The sequence below is a fragment of the Pseudomonas kielensis genome (assembly GCF_030505375.1).
In the GTDB taxonomy this organism is placed as follows: Bacteria; Pseudomonadota; Gammaproteobacteria; order Pseudomonadales; family Pseudomonadaceae; genus Aquipseudomonas; species Aquipseudomonas kielensis.
In genome coordinates this window covers 5003396-5019131 of the sequence record NZ_CP130043.1, presented here as the reverse complement: position 1 = coordinate 5019131, position 15736 = coordinate 5003396, and the positions used below count along the sequence as shown (strand labels likewise).

General features: G+C 52.6%; 15 protein-coding genes and 2 pseudogenes. 10 read left to right on the top strand and 7 right to left on the bottom strand.

Features of this window, described 5'->3' with window-relative positions:
* Window positions 1-73 precede the first annotated feature (73 nt).
* Window positions 74-1126, top strand: a complete 1053-nt coding sequence (locus Q1W70_RS23365; protein ID WP_302098063.1) for a GGDEF domain-containing protein — start codon at window positions 74-76, stop codon at window positions 1124-1126.
* Between the two features lie 90 nt (window positions 1127-1216).
* Here the strand turns inward: Q1W70_RS23365 and Q1W70_RS23360 are convergent, their stop codons facing one another.
* The 5 genes and pseudogenes from Q1W70_RS23360 to Q1W70_RS23345 all read right to left on the bottom strand — a co-directional run bounded on the left by Q1W70_RS23360 (window position 1217) and on the right by Q1W70_RS23345 (window position 4967).
* The gene (locus tag Q1W70_RS23360; protein ID WP_302098062.1) at window positions 1217-2005 is read right to left on the bottom strand and encodes an EAL domain-containing protein; all 789 of its coding nucleotides are present in this window, start codon (window positions 2003-2005) and stop codon (window positions 1217-1219) included.
* Window positions 2006-2076: 71 nt separating this feature from the next.
* Window positions 2077-2512 (bottom strand): annotated as a pseudogene (locus Q1W70_RS27375) (methyl-accepting chemotaxis protein); the annotation flags it as partial.
* A 156-nt stretch (window positions 2513-2668) separates the two neighbouring features.
* A pseudogene (locus tag Q1W70_RS27370) lies at window positions 2669-3304 on the bottom strand (PAS domain-containing protein); the annotation flags it as partial.
* 738 nt (window positions 3305-4042) lie between these two features.
* The gene (gene uraH / locus Q1W70_RS23350; RefSeq protein WP_302098056.1) at window positions 4043-4453 is read right to left on the bottom strand and encodes a hydroxyisourate hydrolase; all 411 of its coding nucleotides are present in this window, start codon (window positions 4451-4453) and stop codon (window positions 4043-4045) included.
* 10 nt (window positions 4454-4463) lie between these two features.
* Entirely contained in the window at window positions 4464-4967 is a 504-nt protein-coding gene (locus Q1W70_RS23345) for a GlcG/HbpS family heme-binding protein (protein ID WP_302098055.1), read from the bottom strand.
* Between the two features lie 150 nt (window positions 4968-5117).
* Between Q1W70_RS23345 and Q1W70_RS23340 the strand changes: the two genes are divergently transcribed.
* The 5 genes from Q1W70_RS23340 to Q1W70_RS23325 all read left to right on the top strand — a co-directional run bounded on the left by Q1W70_RS23340 (window position 5118) and on the right by Q1W70_RS23325 (window position 10301).
* Complete coding sequence (locus Q1W70_RS23340) at window positions 5118-5789, top strand: heavy metal response regulator transcription factor (protein WP_302098054.1); 672 nt, start codon at window positions 5118-5120, stop codon at window positions 5787-5789.
* Window positions 5786-7156 carry a heavy metal sensor histidine kinase gene (locus Q1W70_RS23335; RefSeq protein WP_302098053.1) on the top strand — a complete coding sequence of 457 codons (1371 nt, stop codon included), beginning with the start codon at window positions 5786-5788 and terminating at the stop codon, window positions 7154-7156. The genes Q1W70_RS23340 and Q1W70_RS23335 overlap by 4 nt, the downstream gene beginning before the upstream one ends.
* A 316-nt stretch (window positions 7157-7472) precedes the next feature.
* Window positions 7473-7958, top strand: a complete 486-nt coding sequence (locus Q1W70_RS27170) for a hypothetical protein (protein WP_367186760.1) — start codon at window positions 7473-7475, stop codon at window positions 7956-7958.
* Window positions 7910-9022 carry a diguanylate cyclase domain-containing protein gene (locus tag Q1W70_RS23330; protein ID WP_367186759.1) on the top strand — a complete coding sequence of 371 codons (1113 nt, stop codon included), beginning with the start codon at window positions 7910-7912 and terminating at the stop codon, window positions 9020-9022. The genes Q1W70_RS27170 and Q1W70_RS23330 overlap by 49 nt, the downstream gene beginning before the upstream one ends.
* A 286-nt stretch (window positions 9023-9308) precedes the next feature.
* Window positions 9309-10301 carry a TerC family protein gene (locus Q1W70_RS23325; RefSeq protein WP_302098052.1) on the top strand — a complete coding sequence of 331 codons (993 nt, stop codon included), beginning with the start codon at window positions 9309-9311 and terminating at the stop codon, window positions 10299-10301.
* A gap of 171 nt (window positions 10302-10472) precedes the next feature.
* Here Q1W70_RS23325 and Q1W70_RS23320 read toward each other — a convergent pair whose 3' ends face one another.
* Window positions 10473-10937, bottom strand: coding sequence for a cupin domain-containing protein (locus Q1W70_RS23320; protein WP_302098051.1), 465 nt, complete (start codon window positions 10935-10937; stop codon window positions 10473-10475).
* 125 nt (window positions 10938-11062) lie between these two features.
* Between Q1W70_RS23320 and Q1W70_RS23315 the strand changes: the two genes are divergently transcribed.
* Window positions 11063-11854, top strand: coding sequence for an AraC family transcriptional regulator (locus Q1W70_RS23315; RefSeq protein ID WP_302098050.1), 792 nt, complete (start codon window positions 11063-11065; stop codon window positions 11852-11854).
* 289 nt (window positions 11855-12143) lie between these two features.
* Here the strand turns inward: Q1W70_RS23315 and Q1W70_RS23310 are convergent, their stop codons facing one another.
* A complete protein-coding gene (locus Q1W70_RS23310; RefSeq protein ID WP_302098049.1) occupies window positions 12144-12485 on the bottom strand; it encodes a P-loop NTPase family protein in 342 nt (113 codons plus the stop codon).
* Between the two features lie 172 nt (window positions 12486-12657).
* On the opposite strand from Q1W70_RS23310, the gene Q1W70_RS23305 reads away from it, so the two are divergent.
* The 3 genes from Q1W70_RS23305 to Q1W70_RS23295 all read left to right on the top strand — a co-directional run bounded on the left by Q1W70_RS23305 (window position 12658) and on the right by Q1W70_RS23295 (window position 15649).
* Entirely contained in the window at window positions 12658-13230 is a 573-nt protein-coding gene (locus Q1W70_RS23305; protein ID WP_302098048.1) for a TetR/AcrR family transcriptional regulator, read from the top strand.
* Complete coding sequence (locus tag Q1W70_RS23300; protein WP_302098046.1) at window positions 13227-14198, top strand: DMT family transporter; 972 nt, start codon at window positions 13227-13229, stop codon at window positions 14196-14198. The genes Q1W70_RS23305 and Q1W70_RS23300 overlap by 4 nt, the downstream gene beginning before the upstream one ends.
* A 326-nt stretch (window positions 14199-14524) precedes the next feature.
* Window positions 14525-15649, top strand: coding sequence for a response regulator (locus Q1W70_RS23295; protein ID WP_302098044.1), 1125 nt, complete (start codon window positions 14525-14527; stop codon window positions 15647-15649).
* Window positions 15650-15736: the final 87 nt, after the last annotated feature.

Below are 15736 nucleotides of genomic sequence, written 5' to 3'. Positions count from 1 at the left end.
TCATTTTCTGAATTGAGGTAGTCAACCTAAAAACAAACCGGACTTATACCCGGATATTGAGGTGGCCGGTTCGATGCAAGGGACACATTTAGAAAACCCCGCCAAGTACGACGCTCGGCCAGAATTTTGGCAGCTTTCCATGCGTTGCTGCCAGTTGGCAGGCAGCGTAGATATCGCCTTCTTTTTTATTTTTCTCATTCTTGGATCTCCCATTTTGGCATGGATAAACGTGGTCAGTGTGGCCATGTATGTCTATGCTTATCTCGCGTTTAAGCAGCGACGAAATCAGTTGGCCGTTCTCCTAATACGCATTGAAGTACTCGTGCACGCCGGGCTGGGAACAGTTCTAATCGGTTGGGGAAGTGGTTTTCACTATTTCTTACTAATGTTTATTCCGGCACTGTTCGTTAGCATGCGTGCACATAGCGCCTGGATATATGCCGGTTTGCTGTGGGTTTACTACGTAGGCCTATATGTACTGATGTGGTTCATAAGCCCTCTGCAACCCATCTCCTCCAGCTCCCTGTTGGCTGTGCATGTTTTCAACCTAACAGTGGTGTTCTGCATGTTCGGTTATCTTGCGCTGTTCTATGTGGTCACGGTAACCCGCGCGCACAAGAGTCTGGCGCGTATGGCAACGACGGACTCATTAACCGGCCTATTCAACCGTCGGCATATGATTGAGCTGGCCGAGAAAATTTTGGCGCGACATCATAGACGGCCCAGCAATCTCACCTTGATGCTGATGGATATAGATCACTTCAAGCAGGTCAATGATCTGTACGGTCACGATACCGGCGATCGTGTTCTCGAAGCGGTGAGTCAATCACTACAATGCTCAATGCGGGAACAAGACTTTATCGGCCGCTGGGGTGGCGAAGAATTTCTTTCCATATTGCCGGACACGGATTTTAGCCAGGCAACTGATAGCGCAGAGCGTATACGCAAGGCAGTCCAGGCACTGGAGATTTACAGTAACGGCAAAAAGGTCAGCGTTACGCTGTCCATCGGCGTCACTCAATATCGCGCTGAGGAGGTGCTCAGCGACGCTATTGCACGGGCTGATTACGCGCTCTACGAGGGCAAGTCATCTGGGCGCAATAGGGTAGAGGTAGTTGAGGTTTAGAGCTCTGCTTTTAGCCCAATTGGAAAAAGCGGGGCTTATCCATTCAATCAGATTAAGGCATCGCGTTTTATCGAAGCGTTGCCTATATTTTCAAGTCGAGGACGCCCTATGGCCCGGGGTCGGGGTTGGCCAACTCACCTTTGGCAGCGTTTCATATTCGGGCTTTGCAAACAGATAGCCTTGATAGTAGTTAATGCCCATTGCTAATAACTGCTGTAGTTCGGCATTGGTCTCTACGCCCTCTGCAATCACTTCAATATTGAGCGCTTTGCATACACCTAGTATGCCTTGGACGATTGCCTGTCGCACCGGGTCAGTGCATATGCTACGTACCAAGGTCATGTCCAGCTTAATGATGTCGGGTTGAAACTCTGCCAGCAAATTTAGCCCCGCGTACCCCGCTCCGAAATCATCGATCGCTGTCTTGAAGCCTTTAAGACGATATTCTCGAATGATGCTTTTTAGATGCTCCTTGTCCACCAGTTCTTCGTTTTCGGTGATCTCAAAAATCAGTCTTTCAGTGGGAAATCCAAATCGGCGTGCGGCCTCAAGCGTCGCACGAATGCACGTGGCTGCTTGATATACCGCATTGGGTAAGAAATTGATGCTGACAAAGCAGGGTATTTGTAAAAGTGAAGCAAGCTCAACAGCCTTGACTCGGCATGCTTGGTCAAAGGCATAACGGTTCTGCTCGTTCACCTTTCCAAGAATAGCTGCGGCCCCACTGCCATCGCAGCCACGTACCAAAGCCTCGTAGGCAAAAATACTGTTGTCGCGCAGATCTACGATTGGTTGGAACGCCATACTGAACTCGAAATCCAGTTCTTTGCCATTCCTGCAGGCCCTACAAGTAGGGACTGGTTGTGATTTTTCGTTCATTCAAAACCTATTATTCAATTACCGTCAATGTGTCGGTCAAACCAGGGTTTTGCTCATCCCGCAAGGCTGAATCATCTAGCTAATGTCGACGAGAAATTGCTGATCGCGTGTACGACTTGGCGAGCACTATCCTGAATATCCAGAATCACTTGACCAGCCTCTCCGGCTAATTTGACCCCTTGTTCTGCCTTGTCTTTACTCACCTCCATCCTGGCCACTGCCCCCTGGGCCAATAAACGATTGTGCTGCACCACTTCGACAATTTTGATAGTGGCCTGGCTTGTGCGCGAAGCCAGATTGCGCACTTCATCAGCGACCACCGCAAAACCTCGACCCTGCTCTCCGGCACGAGACCGCTTCGATGGCGGCGTTTAGCGCAAGAAGATTCGTTTGTTCGGCGATGCCACGGATGGTCTGCACGATGCTGCTGATCACTTCCGACTGCTGACTGACATCATTGATACCTTCGGCTGCGTGATTCAATTCGCCAGCCAGGCTTTGCATGACATCCACGGTCTCCTGCACCACTCGGGCGCCTTCCTGTGCTGTATTGTCGGTTTTCAGTGACGTCTCATAGGCCATACGTGCGGCTCGTGACTCAGTTTCCTGCTGGAGAACTTCAGCAGTGATATCGCTCGCAAACTTAACTATTTTGTAAAGGCTGCCGTTGGCGTCGAACACTGGATTATAAGTCGCACGTAACCAGACGGTTTTTCCCTGGTGGTTGAGGCGCTTGAAGTTGCCGGAGAAAAATTCGCCGTGATTCAGGCGCTCCCAGAACTGGCGATACTCGTTGGATTCACTTTCGCTACGCTCACAGAACAGGCGATGGTGCTTGCCAATAATCTCATCGAGGCGGTAACCCATCACTGCAAGGAAGTTCTCGTTGGCGCTGATGACTTCTCCCTGCCGGTTGAACTCAATGGTTGCCATGGAACGGTTGATCGCGTTGATTTGACTTTCCTGCTCTTGTTCCTTCTGAACCCGGGCAGTGACATCAGTAGCAATCTTGACGACCTTAATCACTCGTCCAGAGGCGTCGCGAACAGGGTTATAGCTGGCCTCCAGCCAGATCTCACGCCCTTGTTTGTCCAGGCGCAGGAAGCGGTCGTTTATGGACTCACCATTACTCAGGCGTGACCAAAAACCTTGATAGGCGACGCTGTTGGCGTAGGTCGGTGTACAGAATAAGCGGTGATGCTGGGAGTGAATTTCCTCAAGGCGATAGCCCATTGCGCTCAGGAAATTATGATTGGCGCCGAGGATCGTGCCATCAGGTTGGAACTCAATCAGAGCCATGGAGCCACCTAATGCTGCGAGGGTGGCTTCACAGTTAGCCAAACGCTGCTTGCTGAAGGCCAGTTCTTTCTTAATTTGCGAGTTGAACATACGTACCTCAGTGGCTATGGGCTGCTTGGCACTTTCATCAAGGCAACGAAAAAACTTATACAGCGTGGCGGAAATTGTACAAGAAAATTCCAGGTTGAACACGAGGGGAGCACGTTGATCGCGGTTGACGCGCTGATCGGGCAGGGGATTGAGCACTGGCAATTGACTATCCTTCCTTGGCGCGGGCTCAAGCCGATCACAACGGACACTAATAAATAAAGGGTGCGGCTCATTGACGACTCTGCGCAGGTCAATGATGTAAAGAGCGCAGAGCGGGCATTCATCGTCAAAGTAGGGCGTCACCGCCTGCTGACCAGTCTTGTGCGAGTGACATTAGCTTGTATAGGTTTGTATCAACTAAACACAGGAACACACTGAGGATGGAGGCTATTTTTTGCGCTTTGAAATCCACCGCATGCCCTTGTCTCGGCATGGCCAAATGGGCGTGGTGATCAGTCGCCTGCAATTTATGGTCAAGGATCAGAAAGGTGTTGTTACCGGTGTCCCCCCTGTAACGTGAACCAAGCCCAAGGCGTGAACGTGGTCATCACTGAAGGTTTTGATACCGAAAAGTTAAGCGACAGTGCCGCCCTTTTGAGTCGGGGCGGCTGTCACCTTTGGGCGGTATCCTTTGGTATCGCTTAACGATCAATTTCCTCGGTATGTGGAGAAACCGTAAGGGCTCAGAAGCAACGGGATGTGATAGTGAGGAACGGTACCGTCCACCTCAAAAATGACGGGTACCTCCGGAAAGAAGCTGGACGTTTTGTGCGACTTGAACCACTCACCAGTCTTGAAGGTGACACGGTAGGTACCTTTCTCCAGACCCCGACCTTCCGGATACAGCCCGGTGATACGACCTTGCTCGTTGGTGGCCCCGCTGTTGAGCATGTCCCAGTTTTTCCCGTCCTGTTTTTCCAACGTGACATTGACTCCAGGGGAGGGCAGACCATCCTGTAAGTTGAGTACATGCACGCTCAACGGATTTGTTGCCGCTGATGCAAGGGCCGAAAAAGCACTCAATACTGCGCCAGCGAAGAAACTTTTCAATACAGCCATGGTGATGTCCTTAGTTTTTAACGGCAGGTAAAACTTTGTTGATGGCGACCTCTGCACAACGTTCATCGTGTGCAGCGCCACCCGCACCGGCCACTCCGATGGCGCCGATGACCTGATCATCGAATTTCAATGGCACGCCTCCACCGAGCAGTAACAACTCATCGAGGGTGTTGAGGTTTTCAGCATCTGGATTAGCGCGAGCGCGTTCAGCTAACAACCGCGTCGAAGTCTTGGTCGACAGGGCTGTATAGGCTTTGCGTTGGGCGGCTAACGTGTTGTGCGGGCCGACATTGTCATTGCGTTGGACTGCAACCAGATTGCCGCCTCGGTCAACAACGGCGGCAACGGCTGTGCGGCCATCGGCGTTACAGGCCGTCAGCGCGGCCGATAGCAAATCGTTGGCCATTGCAAGTGATACGTCCTTGCGCTGCGCAACCTGATCCGGGGCTGCAACGGCGAACGCAGAGCTCATTGCGAGTGTGATCAGCAATGAAGTCGATAGGCTTGTACGCATGCTGTTTCCTTGGTTGGTTGAGTCTGTCTGAGTCATTGCCAGACATCATGACCAGCCCGCTCAGTCAGAATGATTACCTCCTGATTACCAATATGTAATGTGAGAAATCAGCGAAGCGGGCTAGCCTGTGCTCCAGTCCTGGAGGAAAAAATGCGTATCCTGGTGGTTGAAGATGAAACGAAAATGGCGGATTACCTGCGCAAAGCCCTGACTGAGTCGGGCTATGCGGTAGAGATCGCCCTTGACGGGCTGGACGGCCAGCATTTGGCACAGGAGAGTGAGTTCGATCTGATCATTCTGGATGTCATGTTGCCGGGATTGGACGGCTGGCAATTGCTGCAAATCATCCGGCGTAAGTGGCAGACCCCGGTACTGTTTCTTACCGCACGTGATTCGGTTGATGATCGGGTCAAAGGGTTGGAGTTGGGGGCTGATGATTATCTGGTGAAACCCTTTTCGTATGCCGAGTTGTTGGCTCGCGTACGCACGTTGCTGCGCCGTGGCCCGCCTCGCGAGGTGGAGTATTTTGTGGCTGGCGACCTTAGTCTGGACTTGTTGCGACGCAAGGTAACGCGCAACGGAGAGCGCCTCACCCTGACCAACAAGGAATTCGCCCTACTGCATCTGCTGCTCAGTCGTGAAGGGGAGGTGCTATCGCGTTCGTTGATTGCCTCACAGATCTGGCAAATGAACTTTGACAGTGACACCAATGTGGTGGATGTCGCGATTCGTCGCCTGCGGGCCAAGGTCGACGATCCATACTCGCTCAAGTTGATACACACAGTGCGTGGTATCGGTTACATGCTTGAGGTGCAATCTTGACTCTGTTTCCGCGCACCCTGAGCCTGCGCCTGGCGATCATGTTCGCATTGGTCAGCGCACTGTTACTGGGCTCCATTGGTTTTTATCTTTATCAATCCCTACAGCGAGAGATTGCCTGGCGCGATGATCAGGCCCTGCTGGGGCGCCTGGAGCGAATGCAAGCATTGATCAGCGATAGCGACAGCATCGAGCAACTGCAAGGTCGGCCCAAGCTCTACGAAAACATGTTGGGCAATCGCGACAGTCTGCTATGGATTGTCGATGACACCGGCAAGGTGTTGATCGAAATCAACCCAGTGGGTATGGCTTTTCCAAAGTTGCCGGCTGCATCCCAGGCTCGCCTCGTTGACGATCACTCTTCCGAGCCAGTGCGGCTTGCCTGGCAGGATGTCACGCAGGGTGATCGCGGTTTGACCCTGATCGCTGGCAAGTTGTTGAGTGAGCGCGACCAAATGCTGGGGGCCTACCGACTCAAGCTCTGGCTGGCCATGTCAGTCGGAGCGCTATTGGCTTTTGCATTCGGCTGGTGGGTGAGTCAACGAGGCTTACACCCTGTGCGCCTGCTGGCCAAGCGCGCCGCTGGAATCGATGTGCAGCATCTGCATCTGCGGCTGGACGAGTTCAATGAACTGAATGAGCTCAAACTGCTCTGTGGCGCACTCAACCAGATGCTTGCACGCCTTGAGGACGGATTCGCCCAGCTTTCACGTTTCTCGGAAGATCTCGCCCATGAGATGCGAACCCCACTAGGCAACCTGATGGGACATACCCAACAAACCCTGAGGCGCAGTCGCTCTATAGAGGACTATCAGAACCTGCTGGTTTCCAATCAGGAAGAGTATGAAAGGCTGGCCCGCATGATCGACAGCATGCTGTTTCTCGCTCGCACCGAGCAGCCAAACGCTTGCGTAAAATTCGAGCAAATCAACCTGCACGATCTGATCGAGCAGCTCTGTGAGTATTTCGAAGGGGTAGCGCAAGAACGAGATGTGCAACTGATAAACCAGGCCCAGGATCAATTGCTGGGTGATCCAGGCTTGATCCGTCGAGCACTTGCTAACTTGCTGGCGAATGCGCTGCGCTACGCAACTCCTACCTCTGCAGTGACGATCAGCAGCAGGGTTTTGGAGCACCGTCTCGACATCACGGTGCATAACCACGGCGAGCCGATTGCGGCAGAACATCTTCCACGATTGTTTGAGCGCTTTTACCGGTGTGACCCATCACGCAATCAACCCGACGATTCCGGTGGTTTGGGGTTGGCCATCGTTCGTTCGATTATGCAACTGCATGGCGGTTGTATAACCGTTGATAGCACTGACGCGGGTACGAGCTTTCACTTGGGTTTTCCCCTTATAAACGCCTGAGCTCGAACCGAATGTGTTGCACACGACACAGCGAATGGTGGCAAATTGCCACTGTGAAGTGGTGACCATCGAAGAAGCAGCAAATTGGGCTCGAAAATTTTTCTTTCGAGCACATGCGAAAGGGGTAGTCGCAGAGCAGAGCAGAGCAGAGCAGAAATCGTATCGGATCTGATTCCTTGGGAATGGTTCTCAGTGCTCAGCGACTTTCAAATCGGCATTTATCGGTCGTTCACCCGCGATCTCTTCTAGTTTCAACGGTGCTTGCCAAGGTTCGGCTCTCGCTCTGCGCTTTGGCAAAGTTAAAGTGATGCTTACTATGCGGCGCAGCTCCCTGGCAGGTTTCATTATCCTCGCTGTCGGATTGGTTGGTTTTTCAGCTCTGTTACTACTGAAGTCTGAGGCTGAACGTAGAGAAAAGCGTTTCTCGGAATACGTGCAAAATATTTCCGGCATCGTGCGCAATCAGCTTGCTACTAATGAGGCTGTGCTGGCGGGTTTTTCGGCATTTCTTCAGGCCGTCGATCAGAGCGATACGGAAGCTGCGGCCCGATATGCAGCTGTCGTTTTAGCTGCTTACCCTCATATTTACATGCTTGAGGCGGCGCGGTCGGTACCCATCGCCGAACAGGCGGCTTTTGAAGATCTGTTGCGCCGTACTTGGCGTCCAGACTTTCAACTCAAGGCTTTCCGAGCCTCACTCACCAACCCGCGCAACATCAGGTCTATCTCAATGAGACTTGGCCTGTATTGTTCATGTACCCCTTACTCCCTGAGTCGAGTTCGATCTATGGCGTCAAGCTAGAAACCGTCGCCTATCTCTCCTATGCGTTGGCTCGAACACGCAATAATCAGAAGCCGGTCGTATCGCCTGTTTTCTCAATGTATGAGGGGGGGGACGCTTACATTCTGATGCAGTCAGTCAGTCGGCCTGAACAGGCGCGAGAGAATACTCGGCCCAATTTCTTTGGCAGCACGATGGTGTCATTACTTTTGATCAAGACGAGTGCGCTACAGGATGCTGTGAGTTATGTGAACGTAGATCCCCTGGTTCGCATCAGTGCTGTCCTGAAAACCGCTGCGGGATCTGAAAGCAATGTTTTTTCAACTCAGACTGAGCAAGCCTGTATCTTGGATCGTTTACTATTACCGGCGCTATCTGACCGAGTCGAGATCAGGAGTGTTTCACAACCGATGACCTTGTTGTTTGAGCGTCAGTTGCGATTGGGGGATATTCTGACAGCGGAAATGTTGATCATCCTTGCGGTTCTCGCAGGGGCGTTAGTGCTTGTGCCTGCGGTGTTGATTCGGCATTTCAAAGCAATCGAAAGAGCAGAGGTTGAACACGAACGTTCGGCTTATCTCGCAACTCATGACGTGCTCACCCAACTGCCTAATCGCTACCTTTTCGCCGATCGATTTGATCAGGCCTTCTCCGATTGGAAATTGAACGGGGTTCCGTTTGCCGTGCTGTTGATCGACTTGGATCACTTCAAGAATATCAACGATAAGTACGGCCATGAGGTCGGCGATCAGGTTCTCCGTGCGGTCGCAAATCGCATGCTTCAAGCCACTCCCTCGTGTGACACCATCGCACGCTACGGCGGGGATGAATTCGTGATTCTGGTTACAGGTATTACCCACCCCGAGAGTGCGGAACTGAAGGCGGCGAGGGTGCTCGAAACCATCGCGCAGACAGTCATGACCAGTGCGGGAGAGCTTTCAATATCGTGCAGTATCGGAGTCTCGTTGTGTCCTATCCATGGCAAGAGTCTCGATACATTGCTTAAGGCGGCGGATCAGACCATGTATGGCGTAAAGCAGCTGGGGCGAAAAGGAGTCGCGATGACTGAGTCCCCGGAAGCTTGAGATGCTTATTGAATGTTCAGGCTCATTTAATCGCTAAGTTCGGCAAAAAAAACCAGGGAGCCAGGCTCTGTTAAAGGTTCTCTGGATGCAGATATCATTTCTGCATATCGGCATTCCGACTTCTGATGCGGCCTCCCAGATTGAAATAACTTGCAACTCTTGTGTGATTGAGAAACCGCACGCGTCTCTCTAGATTTGATATCGCAATGCCGGGCCCCTCTGACAGCTAGCCGCTGCCATGTCGGAGTTGCAGTTTGTATAACTTCGACACTTAGAGGAGGGGCTCATGACTGCCCTAGAACCGTTCTTCCTGGCCGAGTTCCTCGGCACCGCCACTTGGTTGTGGCTAGTCTTTATCAGCATCGTGATAGGCCTGTTGGCCTTCGACCTCGGGGTGCTCCACCGTGAGCAGCGAGAGATCGGCGTCACTGAAAGTCTGTTGCTGTCTGCTGGCTATATCACGGCTGGCTTGCTGTTCGGCCTCTGGGTCTGGCAGGTCAAGGGTGTTGACGCCGGGATGGATTTCTACACCGGTTTTCTGATCGAGAAATCGTTGTCGATTGACAACGTGTTCCTGATGGCAATGATCTTCAGTTTCCTCTCTATCCCGCGTAGGTATCAGCACGAGGTGCTATTCTGGGGCATTCTCGGTGTCATCGTGCTGCGCGCGATCATGATTGCCCTGGGTGCAGTGCTGATCGCCGAGTTCAGCTGGATTCTGTATGTGTTTGGCATCTTCCTGCTGTTAACCGGAGTGAAGATGCTGTTCAGCAAGGTTGATGCCCATCCAAACCTTAGCGAAAACCTGCTGGTGAAGTTCCTGCGCAAACACATGCGGGTGACCGAGCGACTGCATGAAGGGCACTTCTTTGTCCGTCAGGCAGACGCCAGCGGCAAGTCCGTGGTCTGGGCAACGCCGTTGTTCTTAGCCTTGGTGCTGATCGAGTGTGCCGACTTTGTGTTCGCTGTGGACAGCGTGCCGGCGATCTTTGCCATCACCCAAGACCCCTTCATCGTCTACACCTCGAACATCTTCGCCATCCTTGGTCTGCGTGCGTTGTATTTCGCCCTGGCGGCGATGATTCACCGCTTCGCCTACCTGAAGTACGCTCTGGCGCTGGTGCTGGTGTTTATCGGGGGCAAGATCTTCCTGGTCGGCATCATCGGCAAGATTCCGGCGGTCATTTCACTGAGCGTGACCTTGGGTCTGCTGCTGGGCGGTGTGCTGCTGTCGCTGTGGAAAACCCGCGACCAAGCCTCTGCTGGCTCGCAGGAGTAAATCAAAAAAGGTGGCGGCCGCTAGTCGGCTGCCTCCTAGCGAATTGGCGACTTTGAGATATGGGGACAGCAATCCACGGCTCTGCCAAGATCGCGTCAATACCGTTTTAATGAGATGAGCGAACTCAGGAGTTTGCTCCGACCGATGGCACAGCCATAAGGTATCTCACTTTTATAGATAGCTCAGACCGTATCGTTGCTGGAGCTGGAGCAGTTCTTCCCGACTGGGCTTTTCGGGAGCGAGACGACGTATCAATTCACCGGCTTCCCTGAAAAAACCTTCTGCTCCTCCAGGAGTAAAGCTGGTGAGAAATCGACAATTGCTATCACCGTCGTTCTTAAAATACTGCTGTACACCGCGCGGAGCAACGACGTAGCTGCCTGGCCCAGCTAAGTGAAAATCCTCGCCAATCTGCATGGTTAGCTGTCCTTCAAGGATAAAGTTGTTTTCATCCTCACCCGTGTGGATATGGCGCGGTACGACACCTCCAGGCGGGAGTACGGTCTCCATAAGCGAATACAGTCCTCCTGTTTCGTTAGCAAACACCTTGATGTTCATGAGAGCGCCTGTAGGGTGTAAAACATGATGGCCTTCATCAGGACTGATCATGCGTGCTCTGATCGGATTACTACTCATACTTTCCTCCAGTAGTTTTTGGGCGGGTCGACGGGTTAGCTATCTCTAGCTTATGGAGGATTTTATCGGTACCAGTCGTGGTAGGATTCGTGTATTAAGTCAACTTATCTGCAAAAAGCGTCAAAATGCCAAAGAATCTACTTCTACCTTCCGGCGCGTCAGGAAAAATCGTAACAGCGATTAGCTTTACGGCTTTGAGTGAGGAACTCTCGGGATCAAGGACTCATCTTCATGAGCAGGGACAACTGGCCTTGTCTATGCAGGGGGTTGTCGCGTGCGAGGTGGCCGATAACCATTGGATAGTGCCGCCTTATTGCGCTCTCTGGATTCCTGCTGGCGTTCCCCACCAAAGTCATGCCTCTGCCAACGCTCGCGGCTATTTCCTTTTCATCACCCCCTCAGCATCCACTCTTCCAGACGAGTGCTGTACGTTCAGTGTCAGTGCCATGCTGCGCGAAATGATTATTGAGCTATGCGAAGGTCGCAGCGACCGCAGTACTCGCAGTAAAGAACTCATCACCCAATTGCTGCTTGAAGAGTTGAGCGCTATGCCAAGGGTGAGTACACATTTCCCAATGCCAGCTGATTTGAGGTTGCGGCGGATAGCTGAAGCATTGATCAACGCTCCTGATAACAGAAAAACGCTAGAGCAATGGGCAAGTTTTGGCGGGATGAGCGAGCGTACATTTTCACGTCAGCTGTTCAAGGACACCGGGATGTCGTTTGGTAAATGGCGTCGACAGCTTCATCTGATGGTTGCGCTGAAACTGCTGGCTGAGGGGAAGAGCGTCCAACAGGTAGCAGGAGACCTTGGGTATGAGGCCGTAACGAGCTTTATCAGGATGTTCAAGCTGGCGCTCGGCACCACGCCGGCAAAATATGTTTCATTGCCCGATTTTGGACGCAAAAGGAAATAGGCTGAAGATCGCTTTCTGCAAGCTGGGACTTGTCTTCATCGAGATTCGTTGCGCTTAGCGGGGCGCTAACGTTCACGAATGGGCATTAATAGCTAAAACGGGCTGCAAGCTTATAGCCAACACACCATCATATAATCGACTGCGTGTGGTTCAGTTCGCCGACTATATCCATTATTTGCCGTACCCGATCTGTAACGGACATGTCCCCATCAAGCTTTAAGGCAGCACAAGTAAGCACAGAAAGCCTTCCTTATGCCTGGCCAAGCTCCGTCCTGGGATGCCTCCCTCATCATACTGGGCTGCCCAGGCCAGAAACTCCGGTCTTGCTTGACCGAAGCGTTTTACCTCTCGACGTTTTAATCTCTAGCCTGAGTTCAACAGGAAGATAAAGGAACACCAAAAGATCAAATCCATTCTCAAGCGGTTGACACCAGCCCATTACTGAGCAGGCAACCACGGCGCGGCCATGAAAGCGCGTTTCTTTTAGCAAGCGCTCTCCTCGCTGGGTGTTGTCTGCCAGATTTTGATATAGCGGATCACTTGGTAACCACAAAAAATCATCTGCTTCCAGGTGAATGATGCTCAGCTCCTTTGCTAATGCATCCGCTAAGATCGTGGTGCCGCTAACCACGCGGCTGTGGTCTCTCTCTTAGCTAGCGTAACAAAATTTCTGAATGGCCTTACTGCTTAGTCAGCATGCTGCGGTCAGTGTCGTAACTTCCATGATTCCGGTCGTATTTGGATGCTCCCAAGTCTTACCGGTCAGTATAGTCAACTCCGTCACCACGCCGGAGTGCCTTCAATTGGACAATACCCGTGAGCGCTTGATTGATTCAGCACTGAAGCTGTTTCTGTCACAAGGTATATACATTACTGGTGTGATGACCATCGCCGCGATGGCGGGTGTGACCAAGATGACGCTCTACAGCCATTTCCCCTCCAAGGATGCGCTGATAGTGGCTTGCCTTGAGGAGCGAGACCGACGCTGGCGTGAAGAGGTAGAGCGCACCTTGGCAGGGCATCCTGACCCGGTCAGCGGCATGCTCGCTTTTTTCGATTTGTATCAACGCTTTCTTTTGCAAGACAGTGAGCGCGGGTGCCTGTTCGTCAACAGTGCGGCCGAATTCCCCCAGTTTAGCCACCCTGTCCATTTAGCAGTGAGCAGGCATAAGCAAGGGATACGCGACAATCTTACTGCCTTGGCCCTGAGCGCCGGTATAAGTGACCCTGACGTAGTTGCTGAGGGGCTTTTTATCTTACTGGAGGGCAGTTTTGTCAGCGGTGCCATGGGCCAGGACGTGCGGGTATTCGACACTGCCCGACACGTAGCTCATTGCTGGATCCGGAAGCAGGCCCAACAGGAGCAGAGCGTATGACCCTAGGCCTATTAGCGGCCATTGCCGCCACTTTTTCCTGGTCGCTGCTCTACATCTTTCCGGGGTTGGTCGGCGATTACAGCCTTTTTGATCTGGCTGTGGTGAGCTATGCCTTTGCCGGTTTAGGTAGCCTGTTTGTGCTGTTTGTTTACCGCAGCGAAGTTAGGCAATTGCGACTGAGCGACTGGGCCTGTGCCGCACTGCTGGGCTTCTTGGGATACATCGGCTACTTCTTCCTGATCACCACTGCGGTCTTGGCAGCTGGGCCGGTGATCCCTCCGGTAATGATGGGGTCAGTACCGATTGTGCTCGCGATTGCCGGCAACATGCGAAGCTCCAGCGTGCCCTGGCGGGCCATTGCAGGGCCTCTGTTGGTCGCGGCATTGGGTATAAGTTTGGTAAACCTGAGCGTTTTCGATTTTAGCAGCGCAACGGTGGTGCTCCCGAACGATTCGATACTGCTGGGGCTGCTCGCATCGTTAATGGCAATTGGATTTTGGACTGGTTTTGGCCTGTTAAATGAAAGCGCTTTGGCCCAACGCCCAAGCATGTCCCCCATGTTGTGGTCAGCCATGCTTATCTTCATGTGCAGCGTCGAAATGCTGGCCTTTATCCCAGTTGGGCTGTACTTGAAGCTGTCCCACTTCGCCAGCCATCCGAGCGGGTTAGCAGGTACTCAGGCGCTAATGGTATGTGGGTTAATTCAGGGGTTAGGGGCTACCCTTGCGGGTGCCTGGGCATGGTCAATTGCAACTCGGCGTCTACCTCTAGCTCTAAGCGGGCAATTGATCGCCAGCGGAACCATTTATGCGACTACGATGGGCCTGCTCATCAACCAACGCTGGCCCTCTCCTATGGAAGCGGTTGGGACAGGATTGCTATTCATAGGGGTGGTGTGGGCTATTCACGCCTTTTATCGCAGGCAAACGCGCCTTGCGACGCGTGGTGGGAGCAGCCAGACCGGGTAGCGCATTATTGGAGGGGAGTAGGCCAGCGAGCAGCAGGACTGATCACTCAGCAATTCCACTATGGCGGCGTTCATGCACTAACCCCCGTCAGCCTAATTACTTATGAGCTGTTTGCTTGCTTGTATAGTTCGCGGGTCAGGAATAAATTCGATTCTTCAAGGATCCTATCAAGCTACATGCCAAAGGGAAATTGCCGTGACTTACTCAAAATCACTCGGTACAACCTCACCCTTTGATCTCAACGACGTCCACGTCCAAATTGTTGTTGGCTTATCGTCAGCCACTAACACGTTGCGAGGTTGAGTAAATCCATTGAGGACTACCGAATGCGCGTGATGATCCTGGATGACGACCCTTGGATATCCGATCTTTTAAAACAGCTCGTGTTGAGCATCCGTCCGGTGGCTCAGGTCGATTGCTTTATCGATGTCGCTAGCGCTTTAGACGCTTGGAAGCCGAGTACCTATCAGTTGGTGATGGCCGACTGGAATTTACCGGATGCTCCTGGCGTCAAACTGTTGCAGAAAATTCGCCAAAAAGATCAAAGCACGCCGCTGATCATGATCACTGGGCGCGCTGATCGAGACAGTGTTCTGGCGGTAAAATCGCTGAGGATCAGTGCCTTTTTTACCAAGCCATTCCAAGTTTCGCGTGTCGTACAACGCTTGGACGAGCTCCTTCCGCTTGATGAGCCCTCCCAAGCAATTACTGTCAACACTGAAGACCTGATGAGCCATCTCAGTGGTTTGTCTGCGTGTGAGTTGGACTTGCCTTTACTGGCCTCTGTAAAAGAAAAGCTCCAGCTCGGCTATGGCGGCGCGTCAATGGATTTACGAGAACTCGCCAATGATTGGCAGTATGACCCGGCGCTATGCGCCCACTTGATAGCCGCCGCCAACGGAGCCGCGTATCTCGGGCTCGGCCAGCCATGCACGAATTTGAACGGTGCCCTGGCGCGGCTGGGAGGGCTTACCAGCGTGAATCTGGCGATTAGCCAGGCCCTGCGACAGACCAATACTCAACCTGACGGCATGCTGATAACTTTCATCCAGGCTCATTTGGATGATGCCGAGCGTTTAGCTGAAAGGGTTGTTCTTCTGGGTCAACAATGTGGTCTTGATCCCGCTCCGCTGCAAAGTGCCGCTCTGTTGCACCGCATGGGCGAACTCTGCGTGCTGTACCAAACTCAGAAATGGGAGAATCAGGGCAATAGCGTGACCGAAGAAACACTCACCCACGCTGTCCGTGATTTTTCAGAGCCTTTTGCGATTCGCTTGAAAGCTCGCTGGGGGTTGCCTATGGTTCTACGCGAGTTGATAGGCGCAATCTATGCGTTGCCCAACATGCAAGTTCGCCGCGAACAAGTGGTGATGCGCCTTGCTGCCGCCATGAGCAACTGCGAACCCGAAGCGGACATAGACAGACTTCAACGATTAGCCGGTCTGACCTGAGCGTATTCGTGACTTACAGGATGGGCATCTTGTGGCCCCCCCGACAGGGTTTAAAATTTAATCTTGAAGGCTGAAGGCCTTCTGCGA

What these genes read in the sequence shown, in the direction of transcription:
- Q1W70_RS23365 (WP_302098063.1), top strand. Translation starts at nt 74, where the DNA reads ATGCAAGGGACACATTTAGAAAACCCCGCCAAGTACGACGCTCGGCCA.
- Q1W70_RS23360 (WP_302098062.1), bottom strand. Translation starts at nt 2,005, where the DNA reads ATGAACGAAAAATCACAACCAGTCCCTACTTGTAGGGCCTGCAGGAAT.
- uraH (WP_302098056.1), bottom strand. Translation starts at nt 4,453, where the DNA reads ATGGCTGTATTGAAAAGTTTCTTCGCTGGCGCAGTATTGAGTGCTTTT.
- Q1W70_RS23345 (WP_302098055.1), bottom strand. Translation starts at nt 4,967, where the DNA reads ATGCGTACAAGCCTATCGACTTCATTGCTGATCACACTCGCAATGAGC.
- Q1W70_RS23340 (WP_302098054.1), top strand. Translation starts at nt 5,118, where the DNA reads ATGCGTATCCTGGTGGTTGAAGATGAAACGAAAATGGCGGATTACCTG.
- Q1W70_RS27170 (WP_367186760.1), top strand. Translation starts at nt 7,473, where the DNA reads ATGCGGCGCAGCTCCCTGGCAGGTTTCATTATCCTCGCTGTCGGATTG.
- Q1W70_RS23330 (WP_367186759.1), top strand. Translation starts at nt 7,910, where the DNA reads ATGTACCCCTTACTCCCTGAGTCGAGTTCGATCTATGGCGTCAAGCTA.
- Q1W70_RS23325 (WP_302098052.1), top strand. Translation starts at nt 9,309, where the DNA reads ATGACTGCCCTAGAACCGTTCTTCCTGGCCGAGTTCCTCGGCACCGCC.
- Q1W70_RS23320 (WP_302098051.1), bottom strand. Translation starts at nt 10,937, where the DNA reads ATGAGTAGTAATCCGATCAGAGCACGCATGATCAGTCCTGATGAAGGC.
- Q1W70_RS23315 (WP_302098050.1), top strand. Translation starts at nt 11,063, where the DNA reads ATGCCAAAGAATCTACTTCTACCTTCCGGCGCGTCAGGAAAAATCGTA.
- Q1W70_RS23300 (WP_302098046.1), top strand. Translation starts at nt 13,227, where the DNA reads ATGACCCTAGGCCTATTAGCGGCCATTGCCGCCACTTTTTCCTGGTCG.
- Q1W70_RS23295 (WP_302098044.1), top strand. Translation starts at nt 14,525, where the DNA reads ATGCGCGTGATGATCCTGGATGACGACCCTTGGATATCCGATCTTTTA.